Below are 23,953 nucleotides of genomic sequence, written 5' to 3'. Positions count from 1 at the left end.
CATGGCACAGACACAGGGCCGCATCATTTGCGCAGGGTTGGGGCCGGGCGATCCCGATCTTATTTCGGTGCGATCAGATCGGGTCATCCGCTCGGGCCGCCACATCGCCTATTTCCGCAAGGCGGGCCGCCAGGGGCAGGCGCGCCGGATTGTTGAGGGCATGTTGGCCCCCGGTGCCGTTGAACATGCCATGGAATACCCGGTGACAACGGAAATTCCCTTTGACAGCCCCGATTACAACCGCGCGCTGGCCGAGTTTTACGACGATTGGGCAGCGCGTCTGCATCGGTTGGTGGCCGCCGGTGAAGAGGTTGTGGTGTTGTGCGAAGGGGACCCGTTCTTTTACGGGTCGTTCATGCACCTTTATGTGCGGCTGAAAGACCTTGTGCCGGTCGAGGTGATCCCGGGCATTCCGGGCATGGTGGGTTGCTGGAACGCCACGGGCGTGCCCATCACTTGGGGCGATGATATTCTGACCGTGTTGATGGGCACATTGCCCGAAGCAGAGTTGGTGCGCCACATGGCCGGGTCAGAGGCCTTGGCGATCATGAAGACGGGGCGCAACCTGCCCCGCGTGCGTCGCGCCCTTGCCGCTGCGGGTCGGCTACAGGATGCGTGGTTGATCGAACGCGGCACGATGCCGGGGCAACGGGTGGCAAAACTCGCCGATGTTGATGCCGAGGATTGCCCCTATTTTGCGATTGTTCTGGTGCATGGCCACGGTCGCCGCCCTGTTGTGGGGGCCGAGGAATGAGCGGTTGGGTCACTGTGGCCGGCCTTGGGCCAGGCAGTGAAGCCTTGGTTACGCCCGAGGTGACGGCAGCCTTGGCCGAAGCCACGGATGTGGTCGGGTATATCCCCTATGTCGCGCGGGTGGCCCCGCGCGATGGGTTGACGTTGCATCCTTCGGACAACCGGGTTGAACTGGATCGCGCCGGTGCCGCCTTGCAAATGGCAGCCGAAGGGCGGCGTGTGGTGATCGTGTCATCAGGCGATCCGGGCGTTTTTGCCATGGCCAGTGCCTTGTTTGAGGCGCTGGAGGCCAGCCCAAACCATCAGGCAACCGATATTCGCATCTTGCCCGGCATCACGGCCATGCTGGCAGCGGCGGCGCGGGCCGGGGCGCCCTTGGGCCATGATTTTTGCGCCATCAACCTGTCAGACAATCTGAAACCCTTTAGCGAGGTAGAGCGCCGTTTGCGCCATGCTGCACGGGGTGGCTTTGCCATGGCGTTTTACAACCCGCGTTCGGCCAGCCGCCCGCATCAGTTTACCCGCGTGCTTGAGATCTTGCGCGAGGAATGCGAACCCGCGCGGCTGATCTTGTTCGCCCGTGCCGTTTCCACCCCGGATGAGCGGATCAGCACCGTGACTCTGGAAGAGGCAACCCCGGAAATGGCCGATATGCGCACCGTGGTGATTGTGGGAAATGAAGCCACGCGCCGGGTGGGGACCTGGGTTTACACGCCGCGCTCGGTGGCACCATGACGCAGCCAGCCCATGACATCCTCTTCGCTGTGAACCACCTGCCGAGCGGCCAGTGTGGGGCGGTCGATCAGGATGACGGGCACGCCAAGGGCGCGCGCGGCTGTCAGCTTGGCAGCGGCACCAAGGCCCCCGGCATTTTTGGCGACGACATGGCTGATCTGGTTCTGGTGCATCAGCGCCGTATCACCCGCCACGTCAAAGGGGCCACGCGCCAGCACGACATCGGCCTGCGGCAAAGGCAGGGGCGCCGTTGGCGGGTCAACCAGCCGCAACAGATAATGATGCTGTGGCTTGGCGGCAAAGGCAGTCAGGTTCTGCTTGCCGATTGCCAGAAACACCCGCGCGGGCTGATCGGGCAGGGCCTGCACAGCCGCGTCAATACTGGGCACGCTGTGCCATTTATCCCCCGTTTGCGGGTGCCATGCCGGGCGTTCCAGCGCGATCAGCGGGATATGCATCGCAGTGCAGGCGGCAATGGCATTCTGGCTTATTTGGGCGGCAAAGGGGTGGGTGGCGTCTACGACATGGCTGATCCCGCCCGTATCCAGATAGCGCATCAGGCCGTCAACGCCCCCAAATCCGCCTATGCGGGTGGGCAGGGGCTGGGCCACGGGCGCGTCGGTGCGCCCGGCATAGGAAAAGACGGCATCCATTTCCGCAGCGGCAAGGCTGCGGGCCAGTCGGCTGGCCTCGGTCGTGCCGCCCAAAAGCAGGATGCGCGTCATGTCTGACCCTTGGCTGTCGATCATCGGTTTGGGCGAAGATGGACTGGCAGGCCTGTCAGATGCAAGCCGCGCCGCACTGGAACGGGCAGAAATGGTCTTTGGCGGGCCACGGCATCTGGCCTTGGTCGATGCCGGCCTGCGTGGCCATCCTTGGCCAGTGCCCTTTGATCTGGCCCCGCTGCTGGCCCTGCGTGGCAAGCGGGTGGCTATGCTGGTTTCAGGTGATCCATTCTGGTTCGGTGCGGGCGGGTCGGTTTCGGCCCATCTTGCCCCGTCGGAATGGCGGGCTTTTCCGCAGGCGGGCGTTTTCTCTCTGGTTGCTGCAAGGTTGGGCTGGCGGCTAGAGGAGGTGCAGTGCCTTGGCCTGCATGCCGCCCCCTTTGCCCGTCTGCGCCCGGTGCTGGCGCGTGGGGTTCGGGTGATCTGCACCCTGCGTGATGGCGCCGCTGTGGCCGAGCTGGGCGCATGGTTGCGCGAAAACGGCTTTGCCCAAACACGCGTAACGGTGTGCGAGGCGCTGGGCGGCGTGCGTGAGCGGGTGCGTGAAGGGATCGATTGGCCGGATACCGTGGCCCCCGTCGCTGTGGCGCTGGACGGTGCCGATCTGCCGCAGGGCGCAGGTTTGCCCCGTGCCTGTGGTTTGCCCGACGATCTGTTTGCCACTGATGGGCAAATCACCAAACGCCCCATTCGGGCGCTGACGCTGTCGGCACTGGCCCCGCGACCAGGGCAGATTTTGTGGGATATCGGCGGCGGATCGGGGTCGATTTCGGTGGAATGGTGCCTTGCCGGGGGGCGAGCCATTGTGATTGAGGCAAGGGCCGAACGCGTGGAAAACATCCGCGCCAATGCAGATGCCTTTGGCGTGGCGCATCGGCAAAGCGTTGTTCAGGGGCGCGCCCCACAGGCCCTTGTCGGCTTGCCGGTGCCGGATGCCGTCTTTGTGGGGGGCGGTGGCGACCATGCGCTTTATGCCGCCCTTTGGCCGCTGTTGCCTGCGGGCACCCGGCTGGTTGCAAATGGCGTTACGCTAGAGACAGAGGCCGTTCTGGCCGCATGCCACGCAAATCACGGTGGCAGTCTGTTGCGGATTGATCTGGCCGAAGCAACGCCTTTGGGCGGGTTTCGCGGGTGGTCTGCCGCGCGGCCCGTGGTGCAGTGGAGTGTGGTGCGATGAAGGTGGCAGGGATCGGTTTTCGCAAAGGCACCCCCCTTGCGGCGTTGCAAGCCGTGCTGGCCGCGGCCGAGGAACAGGGCGGTGTGGTTGCAGCGATTGCCACCTTGCCGGAAAAGTCCACCGACCCGAACCTGGTGGCGCTGGCCCGCGACCGGCATCTGCCCATTCTGGCCGTGGCCGTGGCTGGGGTGGAAACCCCCACCCAATCTGCCCGCATCACCGCCATGCATGGCACCGGATCAGTGGCCGAGGCCGCTGCACTGGTGGCTGCGGGGCCGGGTGCGCGTATCACATTGGCGCGGATTTCCGCGCCGGGGGGCATGGCAACAGCCGCCATCGCGACAAGTTCAGGAGATCTCGCATGACCGTTCATTTCATCGGCGCTGGCCCCGGTGCGCCCGACCTGATCACCCTGCGCGGGCGCGATCTGATCGCTGCCTGCCCGGTTTGCCTTTACGCGGGCAGTCTGGTGCCCGAGGCTTTGCTGCAACACTGCCCGCCCGGGGCCAAGATCGTGAACACAGCCTCGATGAGCCTGGATGAAATCATGGCCGAGATTGCCGAGGCCAATGCGCAGGGCAAGGATGTGGCGCGGCTGCATTCGGGGGATCTGTCGGTCTGGTCAGCGATGGGAGAGCAGTTGCGCCGCCTGCGGGCCATGGGCATCGCCTATGATGTAACGCCGGGTGTGCCCGCATTTGCCGCCGCCGCTGCTGCGCTGTCTGCCGAACTGACGCTGCCCGGTGTGGCGCAATCGGTGGTGCTGACCCGCACATCTGGCCGTGCCTCGTCGATGCCCGATGGCGAGACGCTGGAAAACTTTGCCCGGACAGGGGCGGTTCTGGCCATTCACCTGTCTGTCCATGTGCTGCCCGATGTGGTGGCACGGCTGACGCCAGACTATGGTCCTGATTGCCCGGTTGCCGTGGTGTTCCGGGCCAGTTGGCCGGATCAGCGGGTGGTGCGGGCGACACTGGCCACGATCGATGCCTCGATCGGGGAAGGAGAGCGGACAGCGCTGATCCTGGTTGGGCATTCGCTTGGCGCCGAGGATTTTGACGAAAGCCGGCTATATGCGGGCGATTATGACCGCCGCTATCGCCCTGTGGGCACCAACCCCCGTTTCCCGGAAAGCGCATGACACCCCCCGGAACACCCCCCGGACTTATTGTTTCTGCCCCGGCATCGGGCACAGGAAAAACCACGGTGACGCTTGGCCTGCTGGCCGCGTTCCGGGCTCAGGGCCTGTGCGTTCAGCCGTTCAAAAGTGGGCCCGACTACATCGACCCGGCCTTTCACGCAGCGGCGGCAGGCCGTGCGTCGTTCAACATGGATACCTGGGCGATGACACCGCCCTTGCTGGCTGCGCAGATGCAGGTGGCGATGGGGGCAGATCTGATCATCGCCGAAGGCTCGATGGGGCTGTTTGACGGGGTGGCACGGCCGGGCGAGTCTGGCACCGGGGCAAGTGCCGATCTGGCCGCGCTGACGGGATGGCCTGTGGTTCTGGTGCTGGATGTCTCGGGTCAGGCGCAGACGGCAGCGGCTGTGGCAAAGGGTTTGGCGCTGTTTCGGGATGGGGTGACGGTGGCAGGGGTGATCCTGAACAAGGTCGCCTCGCCCCGACATGAGGCCCTGGTGCGGGTCGGAATGGAGGCGGCGGGCCTGCGGGTTCTGGGTGCGCTGCCACGCAAGGCCGAAATCAGCTTGCCCGAGCGCCATCTTGGCCTTGTGCAGGCCGAGGAACTGCCACGCTTGCAGGCGATCATGGCAGAAGCGGGGGCCTTTGTTGCTGCGCATTGCGATTTGGCGGCTATTCGGGCGGCAGCGGCTGTGTCGCAGATGCCCAGCCAGCCCAGCCCAGCCATCCCCGCGCCGGGGGAACGAATAGCCTTGGCCCGGGATTCGGCGTTTTCTTTTGTTTACCCCCATCTTTTGGCCGATTGGCGCGCGCAGGGGGCGACGATTTTGCCGTTTTCGCCACTGGCCGATCAGGTGCCTGATCCCTCGGCCACTGTGTGTTGGCTGCCTGGCGGCTATCCTGAATTGCACGGCCCGCGGCTGGCGGCGGCCGCGGCGTTTCGGAAGGGGTTGCAGGTCTTTGCCGAAACGCGCCCGGTGCATGGCGAATGCGGGGGCTATATGGCCTTGGGTCAGGGTGTGGTGGCAGCAGATGGCACGCGGCATCAGATGGTTGGCCTGCTGGGGTTGGAAACCAGCTTTGCCAAACGCCGCATGCATTTGGGCTATCGCATGTCCCGCCCACATCAGCCATTGCCGGGGCTGACCGGCGCGCGTGCGTTGCGCGGCCATGAATTCCACTATGCCACGATTGTGGCCCAACCCGATGCGCCATTGGCCGATGTGCGTGATGCCAATGGCGAGCCGGTGCCTGAAACCGGATCATTCCGTAACATGCCCGGCGGCGGCCGGGTGACGGGCACCTTTTTTCACCTGATTGCCCCTGCGCAGGCCCAGACCGAGACAACACCATGACCGGCTTTGTATCTTTCGTATCTTCTGGCCCCGGCGACCCGGAATTGCTGACGCTAAAGGCCGCGCGCCGCTTGGCCGAGGCAGATGTGGTGTTGTTCGATGATCTTTCGTCAGGCCCCATTCTGTCGCATGCGGGGCCGCAAACCGAGTTGATCGCCGTGGGCAAACGGGCGGGAAAACCCTCGCCCAAGCAAGACCATGTCAGCCGGTTGCTGGTTGAACATGCGTTGACGGGGGTCAAGGTTGTGCGCCTGAAGTCTGGCGACAGCGGCATTTTTGGCCGGTTAGAGGAAGAAATCACTGCCCTGACCGAGGTGGGTGTGGGGTATGAAATCGTCCCCGGCGTGCCTTCGGCCTGTGCGGCGGCGGCGGCGGCAGGCATTCCCTTGACGCGTCGGTTGACCGCGCGGCGTGTGCAATTCGTGACGGGCGCAGATGTGACAGGCGATCTGCCGCAAGGTCTGAACTGGGCGGCGCTGGCCGATGCCGGGGCCACGACCGTGGTGTTCATGGGCAAACGCACCTTTCCCATTCTGGCGCAGGGTCTGATTGATCATGGCTTGCCGCCTGAGACGCCAGCCCTGTTGGCCGAGGCCGTTGGTCACCCGCAACAGGCGCTGCATCGCTCGACCGTGGCCGAACTGGCGGCCAGTCTGGCGCAAAGCCGCGGTGATCAGCCCGCGCTTATCTTGTACGGATCTCTGGCAAGATCTTGAACCCTTGGCGTGCTGGCCGTCGTTGTGTCTCAAATGCAAAAATTCAAGGGGCGCCGTCGCAAATCATCTAAAAAGGGCGCAATTGCGCCTTGACCGATATGGCACTTTGGGCGCAACTGACGGTGTAAGGTGTCCCATCAGGCGCAAAGCGCCGGGACTGAAACGGGAATGGGGAAGGGCGGACCGAATACGGCGCCCACAGCCCCAGCCGCCCCCGCGACTGTTAGCGGTGAGCGGCCTTCGACGGCCACTGTCTGGGCAACCGGATGGGAAGGTGAAGGCTGCTATGACCCGCAAGCCAGGAGACCGGCCCTACGCGATGAAACCTGCAACGCCGTCGGGTGTGACGGTCGGAGAACGTTATGCATATTGAACACGAAGTCGTCACCGGCGCAAAACTGGTCGTAGGCTATTCCACGGCTGCCACGGCTGGCCTCTATACCCTGAAAACCGCTTGGGATGCCCTGCGCACCCAGGGCCTGATGTCGTTGGTGGCGCGCTCTGCCATGGCCACGGCGGCTGTCTTTACCTTCTTTGAAATCCTGCCGCATTATTCGGCGGGCGTTTCCGAAGTGCACTTCATCTTGGGCTCGACCCTGTTTCTGATCTTTGGGATGGCCCCGGCCGCCATCGGTCTGGCCATGGGCCTGCTGTTGCAGGGTCTGTTCTTTGCCCCGCTTGATTTGCCGCAGTATGGTATGAACGTCACCACCTTGCTGGTGCCGCTGTTCGCCTTGCATCTGGTGGCCAAGCGGCTGATTGCGCCGGGCACGGCTTATGTCGATCTGAAATACAGCCAGGCTTTGGCCCTTTCGACTGCGTTTCAGGGGGGTGTTGTCGCTTGGGTGGCTTTCTGGGCGATCCTGGGACAGGGCTTTACCAATGTCGCGGCGATCGGTGCCTTTGGCGCGGCCTATATGACCGTCATCCTGCTGGAGCCGTTGGTTGATCTGGCTGTTCTGGCTGTTGCCAAGCGGCTGAATGGCCTGCGCGGTTCTGGCCTTGTAACTCCGCGTCTCTTCGCCTGATACTGGGGTTCAAATTTGGGACATTGGGGGCCGCAAGGCCCCCCATTTGCATGAGAACCGCATGATTACGCTAACGCTTGTCGGCATCGGCACTGGCAACCCTGACCATGTCACCCGTCAGGCGCAAAAGGCGATCAATGCCTGTGATCTGATTCTGATCCCGCTGAAGGGGGATGATAAGGCTGATCTAGCGGGTTTGCGCCGGGCCATTTGTGACTCGTGTCTGACCAACCCGACCACCCGGATCGAGGCTTTTGATCTGCCGGTGCGCGATCCGGCCACGCCGGATTATCTGCGTCGTGTGCATGATTGGCACGACGCCATCGCCGACCGCTGGCAAGACGCGATCCAGCGGCATCTGGCAAATGGCGGTGGGCCGAATGTTGGCCTGCTGGTCTGGGGTGACCCTTCGCTTTATGACAGCACCTTGCGCATTGCTGAACGCGTTGGCAAACGTCTGCCGCTTAAGGTGCAGGTGATTGCCGGGATCACCGCCATTCAGGCGCTCTGCGCCGCCCATGCGATTGCCTTGAACGAACTGGGTGCCCCGGTCATCATCACCACGGGCCGCCGCCTGCGTGACGAAGGCTGGCCCGCTGGCGTAGATACTGCGGTCGTCATGCTTGATTCCGGCGGGGCATTTCAGGCGCTTGATCCTGCCGGGCTTTCGATCTGGTGGGGGGCCTATGTCGGGATGGAGGAACAGATCCTGCTGAGTGGCCCGCTGGCCGAGGTGTCAGAGCAGATCCTTGCCACCCGCGCCCAGGCCCGCGCCCGGCATGGCTGGATCATGGATATCTATCTGTTGCGCAAACATTGAGTGCAGATCGCCGCGATCACAGCTTTGTTTGCGGGAAAGAATTGAGAATGCTTCTCAATATCATTGCATGACGATCAAGACTGCCCTAGCTTTCCAGTGAACCTGCAACAAGATCGAAGGTCTGACATGAAAAACAGTGGCTTTCTGTTGGCAACCAGCCTGGCATTTCTGGCGGCAACTTCGGCAATGGCGGCAGATGACAAATTCAAGGCGGTGACCACCTTTACGGTGATCGCCGACATGGCCCAGAATGTGGCGGGTGATGTGGCCATCGTGGAAAGCATCACCAAGCCGGGGTCTGAGATTCACGGCTATCAGCCCACGCCGCGTGACATCATCAAGGCCCAGGATGCCGATCTGATCTTGTGGAATGGGTTGAACCTTGAACTGTGGTTCGAGCAGTTCTTTGCCAATCTGTCAGACGTGCCCAGCGCCACCCTGTCAGACGGGATCGACCCGATCAGCATCTCGGGCGGTGACTATGATGGCAAGCCGAACCCACATGCGTGGATGGGCCTGTCGAATGCGCTGATCTATGTTGACAACATCCGTGACGCTTTCATTCAGCACGATCCGCAAAATGCCGAAACCTATGCAGCAAATGCCGAGGCCTATAAGCAGCAGATCACCGAAACTATCGGCCCTTTGCGGCAACAGATCATGGCTGTGCCCGAACAGCAGCGCTGGCTGGTCAGTTGTGAAGGGGCCTTTGGCTATCTGACGCGCGATTTCCAGATGAAAGAACTGTATCTGTGGCCCACCAATGCCGATCAGCAGGGCACACCACAGCAGGTGCGTCGGGTGATTGATACCGTGCGCGAAAACCAGATCCCGGCCATTTTTTGCGAAAGCACGGTCAGCCAAGCCCCGGCGCAGCAAGTGGCGCGTGAAACGGGGGCCGCCTATGGTGGGGTCTTGTATGTTGACAGCCTGACCGCCGATGATGGCCCCGTGCCCACCTATCTTGATCTGCTGCGCGTGACGACCGAAACAGTGGCCAAGGGACTGACGCAATGATGGCATCACCGGGCCTCAGCGCTCAAGACGTGACCGTGACATATCGCAACGGTCATGCCGCCCTGAAGGACGCCAGTTTTGAATTGCCCACCGGCACGATCACGGCGTTGGTGGGCGTCAATGGTGCGGGTAAATCTACGCTGTTCAAGGCGATCATGGGTTTTGTGCCCGCCGCCAAGGGTGATATCCGCGTCTTGGGCCTGCCGGTAAAAGAGGCTTTGCGGCAAAACATCGTGGCCTATGTGCCGCAGGCAGAAGAGGTGGATTGGACGTTTCCGGTCTTGGTTGAAGATGTGGTGATGATGGGCCGCTATGGCCACATGGGCTTTTTCCGCCGCCCCTCTGCCGCCGATCACCGGGCTGTGCAAGATGCCTTGGCGCGCGTAAATATGCTGGACTTCCGCAAACGCCAGATTGGAGAGTTGTCGGGCGGCCAAAGGAAACGCGTGTTTCTTGCCCGCGCCTTGGCGCAGGATGGCAAGGTGATCTTGCTGGACGAACCCTTTACCGGTGTCGATGTGCAAACCGAAGATGCCATCATCGCCTTGCTGCGAGAGATGCGCGAGGAAGGGCGGGTGATGCTGGTGTCCACGCATAACCTAGGCTCGGTGCCCGAGTTTTGTGACCGCACCATCCTGGTCAAGCAAACCGTGCTGGCCTATGGCCCGACCCAGGACATCTTTACCCAGAAAAACCTGGAGCGTGCCTTTGGCGGGGTGCTGCGCCACTTTGTTCTGGGCGGTTCTGATCTGCATGATGATGATGACAGCCGCAAAGTGCGCGTGATCACGGATGATGAGCGCCCCTTTGTCGTTTACGGCGATGAGGGCGGGCGATGATCGATACCCTGCTGCTGCCGTTTTCTTACAGCTATATTTTCACGGCCATGTGGGTCAGTGCCATGGTGGGTGGGCTTTGCGCCTTTCTTTCGGCCTATCTGATGCTGAAAGGCTGGTCGCTGATCGGAGATGCGCTTAGCCATTCGATCGTGCCCGGTGTTGCCGGCGCCTATATGCTGGGCCTGCCGTTCGCGCTGGGTGCCTTTGCGGCTGGTGGCCTTGCTGCGGGGGCCATGCTGTTTCTGGGCCAGCGCACCGGTCTTAAGCAAGATACGGTGATTGGTCTGATCTTTACCTCATTCTTCGGGCTTGGCCTGTTCATGGTGTCGCTTTCACCAGCATCGGTCAGCATCGAGACCATCACCATGGGCAATATTCTGGCGATCACGCCCGAAGATACGCTGCAACTGGCCATCATTGGGTCGGTGTCTCTGGTGGTGTTGCTGGCCAAGTGGAAAGACCTGATGGTGACATTCTTTGACGAATCCCACGCCCGCACCATTGGCCTGCGGCCCGATGTTCTGAAGGTGGTGTTTTTCACACTGCTCTCGGCCTCTTGCGTTGCGGCATTGCAGACGGTGGGGGCCTTTCTGGTGATTGCCATGGTCGTCACGCCGGGTGCCACGGCCTATTTGCTGACCGACCGCTTTCCCCGGCTTTTGATGCTGAGCGTGGCAATCGGGGCAGGCACCAGCTTTGTCGGGGCCTATCTCAGCTTTTTCCTTGATGGGGCGACGGGGGGGCTGATCGTCAGCCTGCAAACCCTGATCTTTCTGGCCGCCTTTGTCTTTGCGCCCAAACATGGCTATCTTGCCGGTCGCCGCCGCGCGGCCGAAGCCTTGAGGGCATCATGATCGATACGCTTTTGATGCCGTTCCAATTCGCCTTCATGACCAAGTCGTTCTTGATCATGGCGCTGCTGTCGGTTCCGACCAGCCTGCTGTCATGTTTTCTGGTGCTTAAGGGGTGGTCGCTGATGGGCGACGCAATCAGCCATGCTGTCTTGCCGGGTGTGGTGCTGGCTTATCTTTTGGGCCTGCCACTGATCATTGGCGCCTTTGTTGCGGGTATGACCTGTGCAGTGGCGACGGGGTTTTTGTCGGGCAACAGCCGGGTCAAGGAAGATACGGTGATGGGTATTGTCTTTTCCGGCATGTTCGGCTTTGGCATCGTCCTTTACACCAAGATCCGCACCGATGTGCATCTGGACCACATCCTGTTTGGCAATATGCTGGGGGTTGGCACCGATGATCTTTGGATTGCTGGGGTGATCGGGGCTGTTGTCAGCTTTATCATCCTGGCCAAGCAGAGAGAGTTCCTGCTGCATGCTTTTGACCCGATTCAGGCGCAAGCAGTGGGTCTGCGGGTGCATTGGCTGCATTACGGTCTGCTGACCCTGATCTCGTTGACCATCGTGGCCACGCTGTCGGCCGTGGGCATCATCTTGTCGATCGGCCTGTTGATTGCGCCGGGGGCGATTGCATTTCTGTTGACCCGCCGCTTTGGTCAGATGCTGCCGATTGCTGTGGGTGTAACGCTTTTGGCATCCTTTCTGGGCCTATATCTCAGCTTTTTCATCGACAGCGCCCCTGCGCCGACCATCATCCTGATCCTGACAGGCATCTTCATCGCCGCCTTTGGCCGCACGGTCTGGCGTGCGCGGGTGGCGGGCTGACCGGGCCAGTCAGCCCGAATTGGCCAGATCTTTCAAGATCGGGCAATCAGGGCGGCTGTCGCCCGCGCAGCAGTGCACCAGATGCGCCAGTGTGGCCCGCATGGATTGCAACTGGCTGATCTTGGCATCAATCGCTTGCAGATGTTCTTCCGCCAGCGACTTGACCTGTGCGCTTTCGCGGTGCTCATCCTCATACAGGGCAAGCAGGGTGCGGCAATCCTCGATGGAAAAGCCCAAAGCGCGGGCGCGGCCCAGAAAAGCCAGCTTGTGCAGGTCACGCTCTCGAAAGCTGCGATAGCCATTGGCGGACCGCAGGGGCGTGATCAACCCGATTTCTTCGTAATAGCGGATGGTCTTGCTGGGCAGACCCGATCTTTGCGCCACTTCGCCAATATTCATGCGCCACCCCCTGTCTGTGATGTGGTTTCTGCCATGGCTGGTGCAATGCGTCGCAGGCGCAGGGCATTGCTCAGCACAAAGACAGATGACAATGCCATGGCCCCCGCCCCCAGCATGGGCGACAACAGCAGGCCAAAGGCCGGATACAGCACCCCCGCCGCCACCGGGATCAGGGCGATGTTATAGCCAAAGGCCCAGAACAGGTTTTGCCGGATATTCGCCATTGTGCGGCGCGACACCTTGAAGGCATTGACAACGCCGCGCAGATCGCCCGACATCAGCACCACATCGGCGCTTTCAATCGCAACATCGGTGCCCGTGCCAATGGCGATGCCCACATCCGCATGGGCCAGGGCGGGTGCATCGTTGATGCCATCGCCGACAAAGGCCACACCACCGAATTTGCGCAGGTCGTCGATCGCCTTGACCTTGCCATCCGGCAGCACCCCCGCCACCACCAGATCAATGCCCAGTTCGGCACCGATCACCTCTGCGGTTTCGCGCTTGTCGCCCGTGATCATCGCCACTTTCAGCCCCTGTGCCTGCAAGGCGGCAATGGCCTGGTGGCTGGAGGGTTTGATTGGATCAGACACGCCGATAACCGCTGCAAGCTGCCCGTTAATGGCTGCAAACAGCGCAGTTCGCCCGGTTGCGGCAAGCTTCGCCTCGGCTGTGGCCAGTGGCCCGGTATCAACACCGTGGCGCTGCATAAGCCGATCTGCGCCCACCAGAACCATCACGCCATCGACCATCGCCTGCACCCCAAAGCCGGTGACCGAGGTAAAGTCGGTGATATCAGCCAGATTCAGCCCCTCGGCCTTGGCCCTGCGGGTCAGGGCTGCGGCAATAGGATGCTCGGATCGCGCTTCGGCTGCTGCAACTTGGGCCAAGACCTGTGGTCGATTGAACCCGTCGGCCAAGATCAGGTCGGTCAGTTCGGGTCGGCCCGTGGTGATCGTGCCTGTTTTGTCCAGTGCCACCACTGACAGGCTGCCCAAGGCTTGCAGCGCATCGCCCTTGCGAAACAGCACGCCCATTTCAGCCGCCCGCCCGGTGCCAACCATGATAGAGGTCGGCGTCGCCAGCCCCATCGCGCAGGGGCAGGCAATGATAAGAACCGACACGCCAGCCACCAAGGCATAGGTCAGGGCCGGATCGGGCCCAAAGACAAGCCAGACGATAACGGTCAGGGCTGCCAGCCCCATGACGGCGGGCACGAACCATAGGGTGATCCGATCCACCAGCCCTTGAATCGGCAGCTTTGCACCTTGGGCCGTTTCGACCATGCGAATGATCTGCGACAGCACCGTATCGGCCCCCACGCGGGTGGCGCGAAAGGTCAGGCTGCCGGTGCCATTCACTGTGCCACCCGTCACGGCATCACCGGGGCCCTTGGCAACGGGCAATGGTTCACCGGTGATCATGCTTTCATCGACATGGCTTTGGCCTTCAGTAACCTCTCCATCCGCCGCCAGCCTTTCGCCCGGCCGCACTAGAATTTGATCGCCCAGTTGCAACGCCTCGATGGCGATCTGCACAGGCTTTCCGTTGCGCAGAACCTGGGTGGTGCGTGCCTGCAAACCCAGAAGTTTCTGTATGGCGGCACCAGTGCGGCCCTTGGCCCGCGCCTCTAGCCAGCGACCAATCAGGATCAGCACGACAATTACTGCGGCAGCCTCATAATAGACCGCGCGCACGGCATCGGGCAACGCGCCTGGCAAAAAGGTAGCCACCAGCGAAAACAGATAGGCGGCCCCAGTACCAACGGCGACAAGGCTGTTCATATCAGGTGCGCGTTTCCAAAGGGCGGGAAAGCCCTTTTGATAGAACTGTCGCCCTGGCCCCAGCAGCACCGCTGTGGTCAGCGCCCATTGAATCAACCAGCTGTTTTGCTGGCCGATGCCATGCTGGATGGCCATATGCAGGGCAGGGAACAGATGCCCCCCCATTTCCATGACGAACACCGGCAAGGTCAGCACAGCGGCAACCAATGCCTTGCGGGCCAAGACCTGCGCCTCGGCGGCCTTGCGCGTTGTCTGGCTTTGCGTTGTGCCCGATTGTGCCAAGCTGGCCGGATAACCCAGATCATGACAAATACGGATCAGGTGTTCGGGCGTGACGGCCCCTTCCAGATAGGAGATGCGTGCCGTCTCGGCGGCAAGGTTCACGGCCACATCGACCACACCCGGAACAGCGGACAGCGCCCGATCGACACGCCCCACGCAGGACGCACAGGTCATCGACTCGATGTTCAGAACCACCGTGGCTGTTCGGGCCGGATAGCCCAAGGACTCCAGCGCTTGTGCTGCCGTGCCAATGGCTTGCGGCGTATCTGCCTGAAAGCTGGCCGTTTCGCTGGCAAGATTGACCTGCACGTCAGACAGGCCCGCAACAGCCGACAGGCCACGCGCCACGCGGCCCACGCAAGACGCGCAAGTCATCCCTTCGACAGACAGGGTGATGCGAAAATGCTGGGTCATGGCCGCCTCTGGGTTATGGTTCAGCTAGGGACATAGACCTTCCAGTAACCAGAGGGTCAAGGCCACCCCGCGCCGGATGTGCAACTTTGGCGCAGTCATCAAACCGGTTCTTGACCTTCCCTTGGCTGGAACGTCTAACCTGTGCCAAACTATACCATCCGGAGCCAAGACATGAAATTCAGCATTCCCGAAATGACCTGCGGCCATTGTGTGCGGGCCATTGAAACCGCCATCAAGGCAGCCGATCAGGGTGCCACGGTGGTCTGCGACCTGCCGTCACAAACCGTTGCGGTCAACAGCAGCCTGTCGCAAGACGCGGTGGCGCACCTGTTGAAGGCCGCCGGATACGACAGCACCCCAGCTGCCGCATGATCCATTTACTGGATCGGCTGGGCACATTTTGAACTAAGATGTTTGGACTTGGCCTTTGCCGCAAGGCCGGTTCAGCGGTATACAGACAGGGCGGGACAGTATGTCCGGAACCTTTCAGAGACACGTGCGGTGCCAGGGGAGCACGTGGGGTGGATGGGGGGTTCCTTGTGGGTTTGGAATCCCCCATTTCCATGGCCACGATCAGATTTGAACACCGCCCAGTTTGCAGATGATGGCCCATTCATCGTCTGTCACCGGTTGCACCGACAGACGGCTGTTGTTGACCAGGACCATGCGTTCAAGGCCCGCTGTCACCTTGCAGGTATCAAGGCTGACAGGGGTCGCCAGTGGCGCAACGGCCTTGATCACCACGCAATCCCACTTTGGATCGTTGGCGGTGCTGTCCGGCGCGCTTTCGCGGATCACCTCGACAATCCCGACGATCTCTTTCCCGATGTTCGAATGGTAAAAGAACCCCCGGTCACCCAGTTTCATGGCCCGCATATTGTTGCGGGCCTGATAGTTGCGCACACCCGTCCATTCCTCGCCCTTGGCACCGGTCTGAACCTGTTGGTCCCAACTCCAGGCATCGGGTTCGGATTTGAACAGCCAGTGGGTCATCCGACCACCTTTTTCCATTCACGAATGTCAACGCTTTGAAACAGCCCAGCCTTGGCATAGGGGTCGGCCTTGGCCCAGTCTTTGGCCTGATCAAGGCTTTCAACCGAAAGAACAACCAGGCTACCGCACATCTCGCCCGTGGGGCTAAGGAAGGGGCCGGCCATTTCGACCACGCCACTGTCTGCAATGTGCTGCAAATGGGCAGCGCGATTTTCGACGCGCAGATGCAGATGGTCGGGTTTGTCGATACAGATCAGGGCAACACGCATGTTATTCTTCCTTAAGGGGGCGGGACATCAGGTTTTGAACGGCCTCGGCCACGCCGATCTGGCCTTGGGTTACTTTTGCCACCATTGCGGTGATGGGCATCTGGCGGACGATGCCAAACCGGATTGCCTGTTTCAACACAGCTTCTGCCGTGGCGATGCCTTCGACGGTTTGCGCGGGGTCTGGCACGGCACCAGCCCCCAGGGACAAGCCGTGACGAAAGTTGCGCGATTGATCTGATGTGCAGGTCAGCACCAGATCGCCAAAGCCGGAAAGGCCCATCAGCGTTTCGCTGCGCGCCCCCATGCGCAGGGCAAATCGGCTGAGTTCGGCAAAGCCGCGGGTCATCAGGGCTGCGCGTGCGCTGTCGCCCAAACCAGCACCGATCACAATGCCCGCAGCAATGGCAATGACGTTTTTCAACGCCCCCCCCAGCTCCGCCCCCACAACATCTGTCGATCGATACAGGCGCAATGTGCTGGTTGAAAGTGCGCCCTGAAGGCTTGTGCCGACCCCCTCATCTGCGCAGGCAAGTGTCAAAGCCGTTGGCAGCCCATGGGCGATATCGGTGGCAAAGCTGGGCCCGGTCAGAATGGCTGGCGTGGCATCGGGCCAGCGGCTGGCAAGAATATCGGTCGGCCCTTTTAACGAGGCCAGATCCAGCCCCTTGCAGCAGGCGACCAGGGCCTTGGCTGTCAGGGGAAGGTCAATCTGGGCGACAAAAGTGGCAAGGCTTTGCATCGGGGTGGCAAACAAAACGATGTCGGCCTGCGACGCCGCCCCGATTTCTGCTGTAATAGTCACGTTTTCGGGCAATTTCACACCGGCCAGCCTTGGGCTTTCGCGATGGGCGGCCAAGTGGCTTATATCGCGCGCCCACAGCATGATCGGGCGATCCTGCCCCATGCTGATGGCAAGCGCCGTTCCGAAAGCACCACCGCCAAGAATGGCAATCGTCATGCCTTGGCCCCCTTTTTGCCTGACCCGATCATGGCGGGTGCGGTCTGATCCAGCGGCCACCGCGGGCGGGCTGAAAGATCCAGCCCATCTTGCTGACCAAGGCGAAACCTTTCGATGCCGGCAAAGGCGATCATCGCGGCATTATCGGTGCACAGCCGCAAAGGGGGTGCGGTAAAGCGCAGCCCAAAATCAAGGCAAACAGTCTCTAACCTGGCACGAATGGCTATATTTGCGGCCACGCCCCCGGCCACGGCCAAGGCGGGGGCGGCGGGGGTGGCTTGCAGATAAACGGCTATGGCCCGCCGTGTTTTTTCGGCCAGAACATCGGCAACGGCTGCCTGAAAGCCGGCGCAAAGATCGCGCCTGTCTTGCACGGTCAGCCCGCCCTGATCTGCCACCAGTTGGTCGCGCGCCCGCAGCAGCGCGGTTTTCAAGCCAGAGAACGACATGTCGCAACCAGGCCGGTCAAGCAGGGGGCGCGGCAGGGCAAAGCGGCGGGCATCGCCCTGCCGTGCCTCTGCCTCGACACTTGGGCCACCCGGTTGTGGCAGGCCCAGCATTTTGGCGGCTTTGTCAAAAGCCTCGCCCGGGGCATCGTCAATGGTTCCGCCAAGGCGATGATACGTCTGAGAATCCTGAACGATCAGAAACTGGCAATGTCCGCCGGAAACCAGCAGCAGCAGATAGGGAAACGCCAGCCCATCGGTCAGACGCGGGGTCAGCGCATGGCCCGCAAGATGGTTGACGCCCACCAGCGGCAGCCCTGTCGCTGCGGCCAGCCCCTTGGCCAGCATCACCCCAGACAAAACCCCGCCGATCAATCCTGGCCCTGCGGTAACGGCAATGCCATCAAGCTGCGCCAGCGTCACTCCGGCCTTGGCCAATGCCTCTTCCACGCAGCCATCCAGCTTTTCCACGTGGGCGCGGGCTGCGATTTCTGGCACGACACCGCCAAAATCTGCATGCAGCGCCGTTTGCCCCACAACGATACTGGACAAGACCACGGTTTCCGCCCCCGCGCGCACCACCGCAGCGGCAGTATCATCGCAACTGGATTCGATTCCCAGAAAGGTAAGGGGTATGGTCATGTTCTGCCATTGCACCAAGGGTAGGTCGGAGGTAACACCACAAGCATGGCCCTGCAATCCCGCGCCATTCCCGTATTGATCACCCGGCCGCAGCCTCAGGCCAGCCGATTTGCCCAAGTTTTGCGCGACAGGTTCGGCGATGCGGTTGATCCGGTGCTGACGCCACTGTTGCAGCCTGTGTTTCTGGATCAGCCCTCGCCGATACCCACAGCAAAGGCACTGATCCTGACGTCCGAGACGGGTGCGCAGGCGGCGGCCCGACAGCGTCAGGCTGGTGCAGTTTTGCCTGACCTTGCCTATTGCGTGGGCGATCGCACTGCCAAAGTGGCGCAGGGCCTTGGGTTTTCGGTTGTCTCTGCCGATGGGGATGCCGAGGCCTTGCTGCAATTACTTCTGTCTTGCCAGAAGGATGCGCCATTCTTGCACTTGCGGGGGCAAGACAGCCGCGGTGATCTGGTGCGGCGTTTGCAAGACCGTTCTGTGCAGGCCAGTGACCGCATCACATATGCACAGCGCCCAGCCCATATCAGCCCCAAGGCCAAGGCCATTCTGGCCGAACCGGGGCTTGTGGCGGTGCCACTGTTTTCCCCACGCACAGCTGAAATCTGGTGTTCCGAACTGGCAAAAACCGCCTGCATGGCCACGTTATTGCCCTTCGCGCTTAGCCAGGCCGTCGCAGATTCTGTGCAAGCGGATTTGACAGCAAACGTGTTGATTGCAGAAAAACCGACACAAGATGCAATTGTGCATAAGATGTCTCAGGCACTGTTCGGTGCTTGAACCCCGTTCCCTTGGGGGGATAGGCTAAAGAAACTGCCTTTCACAAAAAGGGCGGCAAGCACGGGAAGGACGCCATGGCCAAGACCACTCAACCGGAAGACCCAGCCGAAACTGAAAACAAGGGCGCGGTTGAACCAGCCGAACAGGGACAGATCCCTGAGCAGCCGAAAGATCTGGCCGGGGTTGATCCTGTAAAGGCCGAACCCGTGGCGGCAGAGCCGGAGCCAAAGCCTGCCGCGGAAGACGTGCCGCCCGTGCCATCGAAAGAGCCAGAGGACCAGGTCGCCCCAGAAGAAAAAACGACAGAGCCTGAGCCACAGGTGGCTGCCTTGCCCCCAAAGGCGCCCGAGCCTGAGCGACGCGGCGGATTTCTGGGCATGGTGATTGGTGGCGCCCTTGCCGCTGCGGCCGGTTATGGTGTGGCCACCTTTTACCCCCTGCAGCAATCAAGCCCACAAAACGGCGAGGCCCTGACGGAAATCGAGGCCGCATTGCAGGCGCAGGCAGAACGCCTTGCCGCAGCCGAAGCCCGCCTGCCCAGCCTGACGGAACTTGAGGCGCGGCTGACGGCTATCGAGTCGATCGAGCCGGCAGCGCCAGCCCAGCCAGTTGATCTGACGCCCATCCAAGATACCCTCATCGCCCTTGAGCAGCGCCTTGCCGCGATCGAGGCGATGCCTGCCGATGGCTCTGGTGCCAGCTCGGCTGCCATTACTGCCGCGTTGGAGGCGATGCAGGCCGATATCGACGCGCTGAAAGGTGAAGGTGAGGCAACGGCTGCGAATATTGCTGCCGCCGCCGCAGAGGCCGAAGCACGGCTGGCAGAAGCCGAAGCGCAGGCCGCCCAGATGAAAGCCGAGGCCGAGGAAACAGCGCGCACCGCGTTGCAAGCTGCGGCCCTTGGTCGGGTGCAGGCCGCATTGGAAAGCGGCGCCCCCTTCGCCACAGCCCTTGCCGATTTGCAGGGGGTTGAAGTTCCTGCGCCTTTGTCCGCCGTAGCCGAAGGCGGCGTTCCGACTGTCAAGGCCTTGGCCGACGCCTTCCCCGCTGCCGCCCGCGAGGCGCTGGAAGCGTCACGTCGTGCCACGATGGGCGACAGCCTGACGGATCGGATGTCGTCCTTCCTTGAAACCGCCACCGGCGCGCGCTCGCTTGCGCCACGCGAAGGCGACGACCCGGATGCCGTTTTGTCGCGGGCTGAAGCGGCGGTGCAGGCGGGCGATCTGACAACGGCCATGGCCGAGATTCAATCTCTGCCAGCCGAAGGTCAGGCGGCGCTGTCGGATTGGGCCGCCTTGGCCCAGACCCGCCTTGATGCTTTGTCAGCTTTGGCAGATCTCTCTGCCGCGATTTCTGGTTAAGGGGGCCTTTGCATGTTGTGGTCACTTCTAAAGGTTGTCCTTTTCATTTTTGCCGTGGCAGGCTTGGCCTATGGGGCTGGCGTTTTGCTGGATACCGACGGCGGGTTACGCATCGCCTTTGCCGATCGCGAATTCACGCTGGGGCCGCTGGTGGCGGTGATTGCCGCTGTTGTGCTGTTGATCGGGCTTTGGCTGCTGTTGCGGATCATCGGGTTGATCGTGGCAACGCTGCGGTTCCTGAATGGCGATGAAACCGCGCTGTCGCGCTATTTCGACCGCAACCGTGAGCGTAAGGGCTATCAGGCGCTTAGCGAAGGGATGCTGGCCCTTGCCGCCGGCGAGGAACGCTTGGCGTTAAGCCGGGCGCAAAAGGCAGAGAAGTATCTGGCCAAGCCGGAACTGACCACCCTGCTGATCGCGCAGGCTGCCGAGGCCTTGGGTGACGGCAAACGAGCAAGCGAAGCCTATAAAGACCTGCTGGCTGATGAAAAGACCCGCTTCGTTGGGATCCGTGGTCTGCTGAAGCAAAAGCTGGAAGAAGGCGACACCGACACTGCGCTCAAGCTTGCAGAGCGGGCCTTTGCCATGAAGCCGCGCCATGCCGAAACGCAGGATCTGCTGTTGAAATTGCAGGCTGATCATGCCGATTGGAAGGGCGCGCGCGCCACTCTGGGCGCCAAACTGAAGGCCGGGGCCTTGCCGCGTGACATCTATCGTCGCCGCGATGCCGTTCTTGCGTTGCAAGAGGCGCGGACAGTGATGGACGACACAGCCAGCATCGAGGCGCGAGAGGCGGCGATTGAGGCGAACCGCCTGTCGCCCGACCTGATCCCAGCCGCGGCCATGGCGGCGCGGGGGTTGATGGCCAAGGGCAAAAAGAAAGAAGCGTCCCGTATTCTGAAAAAGGCATGGGCTGCATCGCCGCACCCTGATCTGGCGGCGGCCTTTGCCGAGATTGAACCCGACGAATCCCCTTCGGCGCGCGTCAAACGGTTCAAGATGCTGACCTCGATCCATCCAGAAAGCGAACAGACCCGGCTGCTGATGGCCGAGCTTTTGGTTGCAGCCGAAGACTTCCCCGCTGCGCGCAAGGCTCTGGGCAGCCTTGTTGCGGAACATCCGACGCAGCGTGCGCTGGCGATCATGGCAGCGGTCGAGCGCGGGGAGGGGCATGACGATGCCGTGGTGCGTGGTTGGCTGACCCGCGCATTGACCGCCCCGCGCGGCCCGCAATGGTGCTGTGACAAATGTCAGGCCATCCATGCCCAATGGACCCCGATTTGCGACAATTGCGGTGGCTTTGACACGCTGTCATGGCGCGAGCCGCCTGAAACAGCAGGCCCCAGCGCCACAGGGACCGAGCTTTTGCCGTTGATCGTCGGCGCCCCTGCAGCGCCCCCAACTCCCGAGGCCGAGGCACCGACCGAAATCATCGATGCCGAAATTGCAGAAGACACTGACCGCAAGAATGCAAATTAGGGCTACACACTGCCAATGAGGAATGCTAAGAGCGCGCCACCTTAGCCGGTGTAGCTCAGCTGGTAGAGCACGTCATTCGTAATGATGGGGTCGGGGGTTCGAGTCCCTTCACCGGCACCACCCTCCAAAGAGGGGGTGGTGCGTTATCGAAATCCAAAAACTCTCTTTGAAACAATGCGCTTTCGGTTTGTATCGAAAGGGCCTTTACTGTGCAAAAGACTCGGCGCGACCGATAGGGTCGGGCTGTCGAGCAGCAGGATGGGCGCGCATTGGCAGAACATACACATGATCACTCTGAAACGGGCACGCTTTTTGCCGCGGTGACGACGCTGGGGTTGATCCTGGCTGTGGCAGACCAGCTTTTGTTCAAAACTGGCCAGATCGGGGTGGCTGCCCTTGTGACGGCCTATGCGGCAGGGGCGATTCCCCCGGCGCGGTCAGCCCTTGGCAAGCTTTTTGGCCACGGCGAGTTGGACATTGATCTGTTGATGGTGATCGCGGCGCTTGCTGCGGCCCTTGTGGGGGCCCCGCTGGAAGGGGCGGTGCTTTTGACGTTGTTCTCGATTTCAGGTGCGCTTGAACATCGGGCGATGGGTAAGGCGCGCCGCGCGGTTGAGGCGCTGATGGCGCTGCGCCCTGCTGTGGCCGAGAGGGTGACTGCCAGTGGAACGGAATCTGTTCCAGTGGCGGAGTTGCGGCCCGGTGACAGGGTTATTCTGCGTCCCGGTGCGCGGGTGCCGGTTGATGGCACCTTGCGTGATGGCACGGGCAGTCTGGATGAAAGCACCATTACGGGCGAAAGCCTTCCTGTCACGAAAGGGCCCGGCGCTGCCCTGCACGAGGCTACAGTAAACCTGAATGCCGTCTTGATGATGGAAGTGCGTCATACGCTGGACGAAAGCACCGTGGCCCAAATGGTGCGGATGGTGACCGAAGCGCAGGCGATGAAGGCACCGTCAGAGCAGTTCAGCGCCTGGTTTGGCCAGCGCTATACCTGGTTGGTTCTGATCGGCTCGGCCCTGGCTTATGCCGGGTTTTTGTTGTGGGGATTGCCGAACGATCAGGCGCTGTATCGGGCAGCGACCTTGCTGGTTGCGGCCAGCCCCTGCGCCATCGTGATCTCGGTTCCTGCCGCCATTCTTAGCGCCTTGTCGGCTGCGGCGCGTGGCGGGGTGCTGTTCAAGGGCGGGGCCGCGCTGGAACGATTGGCCGATGTGCGCATCTTTGCCTTTGACAAGACAGGCACCCTGACCACGGGGCGCGCGGCCGTTACCGGTGTGGTGCCGTTGACAGGCGATGACGCGCAGCTGTTGGCCCTTGCTGCTGGGTTGGAACGGCATTCTGAACATCCGATTGCTGCCGCCATCGTGGCCGAGGCAAAGGACAAGGCGCTGCCTGAGATAGAGGTGCATGGCGTGGTTTCGGTGCCGTCCGAGGGCATCATGGGCGAAATTGATGGCAGTGTCGTCTGGGCAGGCAACCCTCGGATGGTGCAGGCGCGTGGGGCGGCGATTGACCATGGCCCTCTTGCTGATGTGCAGACGGGGGCCGAGACTGTGGTCTATGTCGGCAAAGGCGATCAGTTGATTGGCGTGATCACTGTGGCCGATGAGGTGCGTGAGACGTCGGCAAAGGGCTTGGGTGCGCTGCGTGCAGCCTCGCTCCGGCGCATTGTCATGATGACGGGCGACCGCCGCCCTGTGGCCGAGCGGGTGGCAAAAGATCTGGGGATCACCGAAATTCACGCAGATCTGCTGCCGGCGGATAAAGTCAAATTGGTTGATACATTGGCGGGTGAGGCACCGACAGCATTTGTTGGGGATGGTGTCAATGATGCGGCGGCGCTGGCCCGGTCGGATGTGGGCATCGCCATGGGCGTGGCGGGCAGCGAAGTTGCCTTGCAGGCTGCCGATGTGGCCCTGCTGTCAGAAGACATGGGTCGTCTGGCCGAGGCACACCGATTGGCCCGCCGCACAAGGCGCGTGATCCGGCAGAACCTTGGGTTTGCGATGGGGGCAATGGTGGTGCTGGTCATCGGGGGCGCGTTTTACGAACTGCCGTTGCCTTTAGCTGTGATCGGCCATGAAGGAGGCACTTTGCTGGTGGTGCTGAACGGTTTGCGCCTGCTGTGGGATCCGATCCGCACCACATGAAAATGGCAGCCC

Annotated in this window: 25 protein-coding genes, 1 tRNA gene and 1 riboswitch; of the genes, 19 read left to right on the top strand and 7 right to left on the bottom strand. The window is 61.8% G+C overall.

Annotation, left to right across the window (positions count from 1 at the left end; genetic code table 11):
• The first annotated feature begins 1 nt into the window (after window position 1).
• Together V3C85_RS01780 and cobJ are read left to right on the top strand one after the other, a co-directional pair.
• Window positions 2-754: a precorrin-2 C(20)-methyltransferase gene (locus V3C85_RS01780; protein WP_331793360.1), complete on the top strand. Its 753-nt coding sequence runs from the start codon at window positions 2-4 to the stop codon at window positions 752-754.
• Complete coding sequence (cobJ, locus tag V3C85_RS01775) at window positions 751-1,488, top strand: precorrin-3B C(17)-methyltransferase (protein WP_331793359.1); 738 nt, start codon at window positions 751-753, stop codon at window positions 1,486-1,488. The genes V3C85_RS01780 and cobJ overlap by 4 nt, the downstream gene beginning before the upstream one ends.
• Here cobJ and V3C85_RS01770 read toward each other — a convergent pair.
• On the bottom strand, window positions 1,461-2,213 hold the full coding sequence (locus tag V3C85_RS01770; RefSeq protein ID WP_331793531.1) for a cobalt-precorrin-6A reductase: 753 nt from the start codon (window positions 2,211-2,213) through the stop codon (window positions 1,461-1,463). The genes cobJ and V3C85_RS01770 overlap by 28 nt on opposite strands.
• Here V3C85_RS01770 and cbiE point away from each other — a divergent pair.
• From cbiE to V3C85_RS01715, 11 genes are all read left to right on the top strand, one after another.
• Complete coding sequence (gene cbiE / locus V3C85_RS01765) at window positions 2,212-3,390, top strand: precorrin-6y C5,15-methyltransferase (decarboxylating) subunit CbiE (protein ID WP_331793358.1); 1,179 nt, start codon at window positions 2,212-2,214, stop codon at window positions 3,388-3,390. The two genes, V3C85_RS01770 and cbiE, sit on opposite strands and share 2 nt — an antisense overlap.
• Window positions 3,387-3,755, top strand: a complete 369-nt coding sequence (locus tag V3C85_RS01760) for a cobalamin biosynthesis protein (protein ID WP_331793357.1) — start codon at window positions 3,387-3,389, stop codon at window positions 3,753-3,755. Before cbiE ends, V3C85_RS01760 begins: the two co-directional genes overlap by 4 nt.
• Window positions 3,752-4,531: a precorrin-4 C(11)-methyltransferase gene (gene cobM / locus V3C85_RS01755; protein WP_331793356.1), complete on the top strand. Its 780-nt coding sequence runs from the start codon at window positions 3,752-3,754 to the stop codon at window positions 4,529-4,531. Before V3C85_RS01760 ends, cobM begins: the two co-directional genes overlap by 4 nt.
• The gene (locus V3C85_RS01750; protein ID WP_331793355.1) at window positions 4,528-5,886 is read left to right on the top strand and encodes a cobyrinate a,c-diamide synthase; all 1,359 of its coding nucleotides are present in this window, start codon (window positions 4,528-4,530) and stop codon (window positions 5,884-5,886) included. Before cobM ends, V3C85_RS01750 begins: the two co-directional genes overlap by 4 nt.
• The gene (gene cobA, locus V3C85_RS01745; protein ID WP_331793354.1) at window positions 5,883-6,602 is read left to right on the top strand and encodes a uroporphyrinogen-III C-methyltransferase; all 720 of its coding nucleotides are present in this window, start codon (window positions 5,883-5,885) and stop codon (window positions 6,600-6,602) included. The genes V3C85_RS01750 and cobA overlap by 4 nt, the downstream gene beginning before the upstream one ends.
• A 110-nt stretch (window positions 6,603-6,712) precedes the next feature.
• Window positions 6,713-6,931, top strand: a riboswitch (cobalamin riboswitch).
• 33 nt (window positions 6,932-6,964) lie between these two features.
• Window positions 6,965-7,630, top strand: coding sequence for an energy-coupling factor ABC transporter permease (locus tag V3C85_RS01740; RefSeq protein ID WP_331793353.1), 666 nt, complete (start codon window positions 6,965-6,967; stop codon window positions 7,628-7,630).
• Between the two features lie 61 nt (window positions 7,631-7,691).
• The gene (gene cobF, locus V3C85_RS01735; RefSeq protein ID WP_331793352.1) at window positions 7,692-8,450 is read left to right on the top strand and encodes a precorrin-6A synthase (deacetylating); all 759 of its coding nucleotides are present in this window, start codon (window positions 7,692-7,694) and stop codon (window positions 8,448-8,450) included.
• A gap of 126 nt (window positions 8,451-8,576) precedes the next feature.
• The gene (locus V3C85_RS01730; RefSeq protein ID WP_331793351.1) at window positions 8,577-9,467 is read left to right on the top strand and encodes a metal ABC transporter substrate-binding protein; all 891 of its coding nucleotides are present in this window, start codon (window positions 8,577-8,579) and stop codon (window positions 9,465-9,467) included.
• Complete coding sequence (locus tag V3C85_RS01725) at window positions 9,464-10,306, top strand: manganese/iron ABC transporter ATP-binding protein (RefSeq protein WP_331793350.1); 843 nt, start codon at window positions 9,464-9,466, stop codon at window positions 10,304-10,306. The genes V3C85_RS01730 and V3C85_RS01725 overlap by 4 nt, the downstream gene beginning before the upstream one ends.
• A complete protein-coding gene (locus V3C85_RS01720; RefSeq protein ID WP_331793349.1) occupies window positions 10,303-11,160 on the top strand; it encodes a metal ABC transporter permease in 858 nt (285 codons plus the stop codon). Before V3C85_RS01725 ends, V3C85_RS01720 begins: the two co-directional genes overlap by 4 nt.
• Entirely contained in the window at window positions 11,157-11,981 is an 825-nt protein-coding gene (locus V3C85_RS01715; protein WP_331793348.1) for a metal ABC transporter permease, read from the top strand. The genes V3C85_RS01720 and V3C85_RS01715 overlap by 4 nt, the downstream gene beginning before the upstream one ends.
• A gap of 9 nt (window positions 11,982-11,990) precedes the next feature.
• Here the strand turns inward: V3C85_RS01715 and cueR are convergent, their stop codons facing one another.
• Together cueR and V3C85_RS01705 are read right to left on the bottom strand one after the other, a co-directional pair.
• The gene (cueR, locus tag V3C85_RS01710; protein WP_331793347.1) at window positions 11,991-12,380 is read right to left on the bottom strand and encodes a Cu(I)-responsive transcriptional regulator; all 390 of its coding nucleotides are present in this window, start codon (window positions 12,378-12,380) and stop codon (window positions 11,991-11,993) included.
• Window positions 12,377-14,860 (bottom strand): heavy metal translocating P-type ATPase, encoded by a 2,484-nt coding sequence (locus tag V3C85_RS01705; RefSeq protein ID WP_331793346.1) that lies wholly within the window; start codon window positions 14,858-14,860, stop codon window positions 12,377-12,379. Before V3C85_RS01705 ends, cueR begins: the two co-directional genes overlap by 4 nt.
• A gap of 171 nt (window positions 14,861-15,031) precedes the next feature.
• Here V3C85_RS01705 and V3C85_RS01700 point away from each other — a divergent pair, with 171 nt between their 5' ends.
• The gene (locus V3C85_RS01700) at window positions 15,032-15,232 is read left to right on the top strand and encodes a heavy-metal-associated domain-containing protein (protein WP_331793345.1); all 201 of its coding nucleotides are present in this window, start codon (window positions 15,032-15,034) and stop codon (window positions 15,230-15,232) included.
• A 201-nt stretch (window positions 15,233-15,433) separates the two neighbouring features.
• Here V3C85_RS01700 and V3C85_RS01695 read toward each other — a convergent pair whose 3' ends face one another.
• The 4 genes from V3C85_RS01695 to tsaD are packed head-to-tail and all read right to left on the bottom strand — an operon-like array spanning window position 15,434 to window position 18,168.
• Window positions 15,434-15,853, bottom strand: coding sequence for an EVE domain-containing protein (locus tag V3C85_RS01695; protein ID WP_331793344.1), 420 nt, complete (start codon window positions 15,851-15,853; stop codon window positions 15,434-15,436).
• Window positions 15,850-16,122 (bottom strand): YciI family protein, encoded by a 273-nt coding sequence (locus V3C85_RS01690; RefSeq protein ID WP_331793343.1) that lies wholly within the window; start codon window positions 16,120-16,122, stop codon window positions 15,850-15,852. The genes V3C85_RS01695 and V3C85_RS01690 overlap by 4 nt, the downstream gene beginning before the upstream one ends.
• 1 nt (window position 16,123) lies before the next feature.
• Complete coding sequence (locus tag V3C85_RS01685) at window positions 16,124-17,080, bottom strand: NAD(P)H-dependent glycerol-3-phosphate dehydrogenase (protein WP_331793342.1); 957 nt, start codon at window positions 17,078-17,080, stop codon at window positions 16,124-16,126.
• Window positions 17,077-18,168, bottom strand: a complete 1,092-nt coding sequence (gene tsaD / locus V3C85_RS01680) for a tRNA (adenosine(37)-N6)-threonylcarbamoyltransferase complex transferase subunit TsaD (protein ID WP_331793341.1) — start codon at window positions 18,166-18,168, stop codon at window positions 17,077-17,079. The genes V3C85_RS01685 and tsaD overlap by 4 nt, the downstream gene beginning before the upstream one ends.
• A 45-nt stretch (window positions 18,169-18,213) precedes the next feature.
• Here tsaD and V3C85_RS01675 point away from each other — a divergent pair, with 45 nt between their 5' ends.
• From V3C85_RS01675 to V3C85_RS01655, 5 genes are all read left to right on the top strand, one after another.
• Complete coding sequence (locus tag V3C85_RS01675; protein ID WP_331793340.1) at window positions 18,214-18,948, top strand: uroporphyrinogen-III synthase; 735 nt, start codon at window positions 18,214-18,216, stop codon at window positions 18,946-18,948.
• A 74-nt stretch (window positions 18,949-19,022) separates the two neighbouring features.
• Window positions 19,023-20,309 carry a hypothetical protein gene (locus V3C85_RS01670; RefSeq protein WP_331793339.1) on the top strand — a complete coding sequence of 429 codons (1,287 nt, stop codon included), beginning with the start codon at window positions 19,023-19,025 and terminating at the stop codon, window positions 20,307-20,309.
• Window positions 20,310-20,321: 12 nt separating this feature from the next.
• The gene (locus V3C85_RS01665) at window positions 20,322-21,788 is read left to right on the top strand and encodes a heme biosynthesis protein HemY (RefSeq protein WP_331793338.1); all 1,467 of its coding nucleotides are present in this window, start codon (window positions 20,322-20,324) and stop codon (window positions 21,786-21,788) included.
• 44 nt (window positions 21,789-21,832) lie between these two features.
• Window positions 21,833-21,908: transfer RNA gene (locus tag V3C85_RS01660), tRNA-Thr, on the top strand.
• 200 nt (window positions 21,909-22,108) lie between these two features.
• Window positions 22,109-23,941 (top strand): heavy metal translocating P-type ATPase, encoded by a 1,833-nt coding sequence (locus V3C85_RS01655; RefSeq protein WP_445941970.1) that lies wholly within the window; start codon window positions 22,109-22,111, stop codon window positions 23,939-23,941.
• The last annotated feature ends 12 nt before the right edge of the window (window positions 23,942-23,953 follow it).

The organism is Pseudotabrizicola sp. L79 (assembly GCF_036553525.1).
Classification (GTDB): Bacteria; Pseudomonadota; Alphaproteobacteria; order Rhodobacterales; family Rhodobacteraceae; genus Pseudotabrizicola.
The sequence above is the reverse complement of the archived record's forward strand: the minus strand, read 5'-3'. Positions and strand labels throughout refer to the sequence as shown.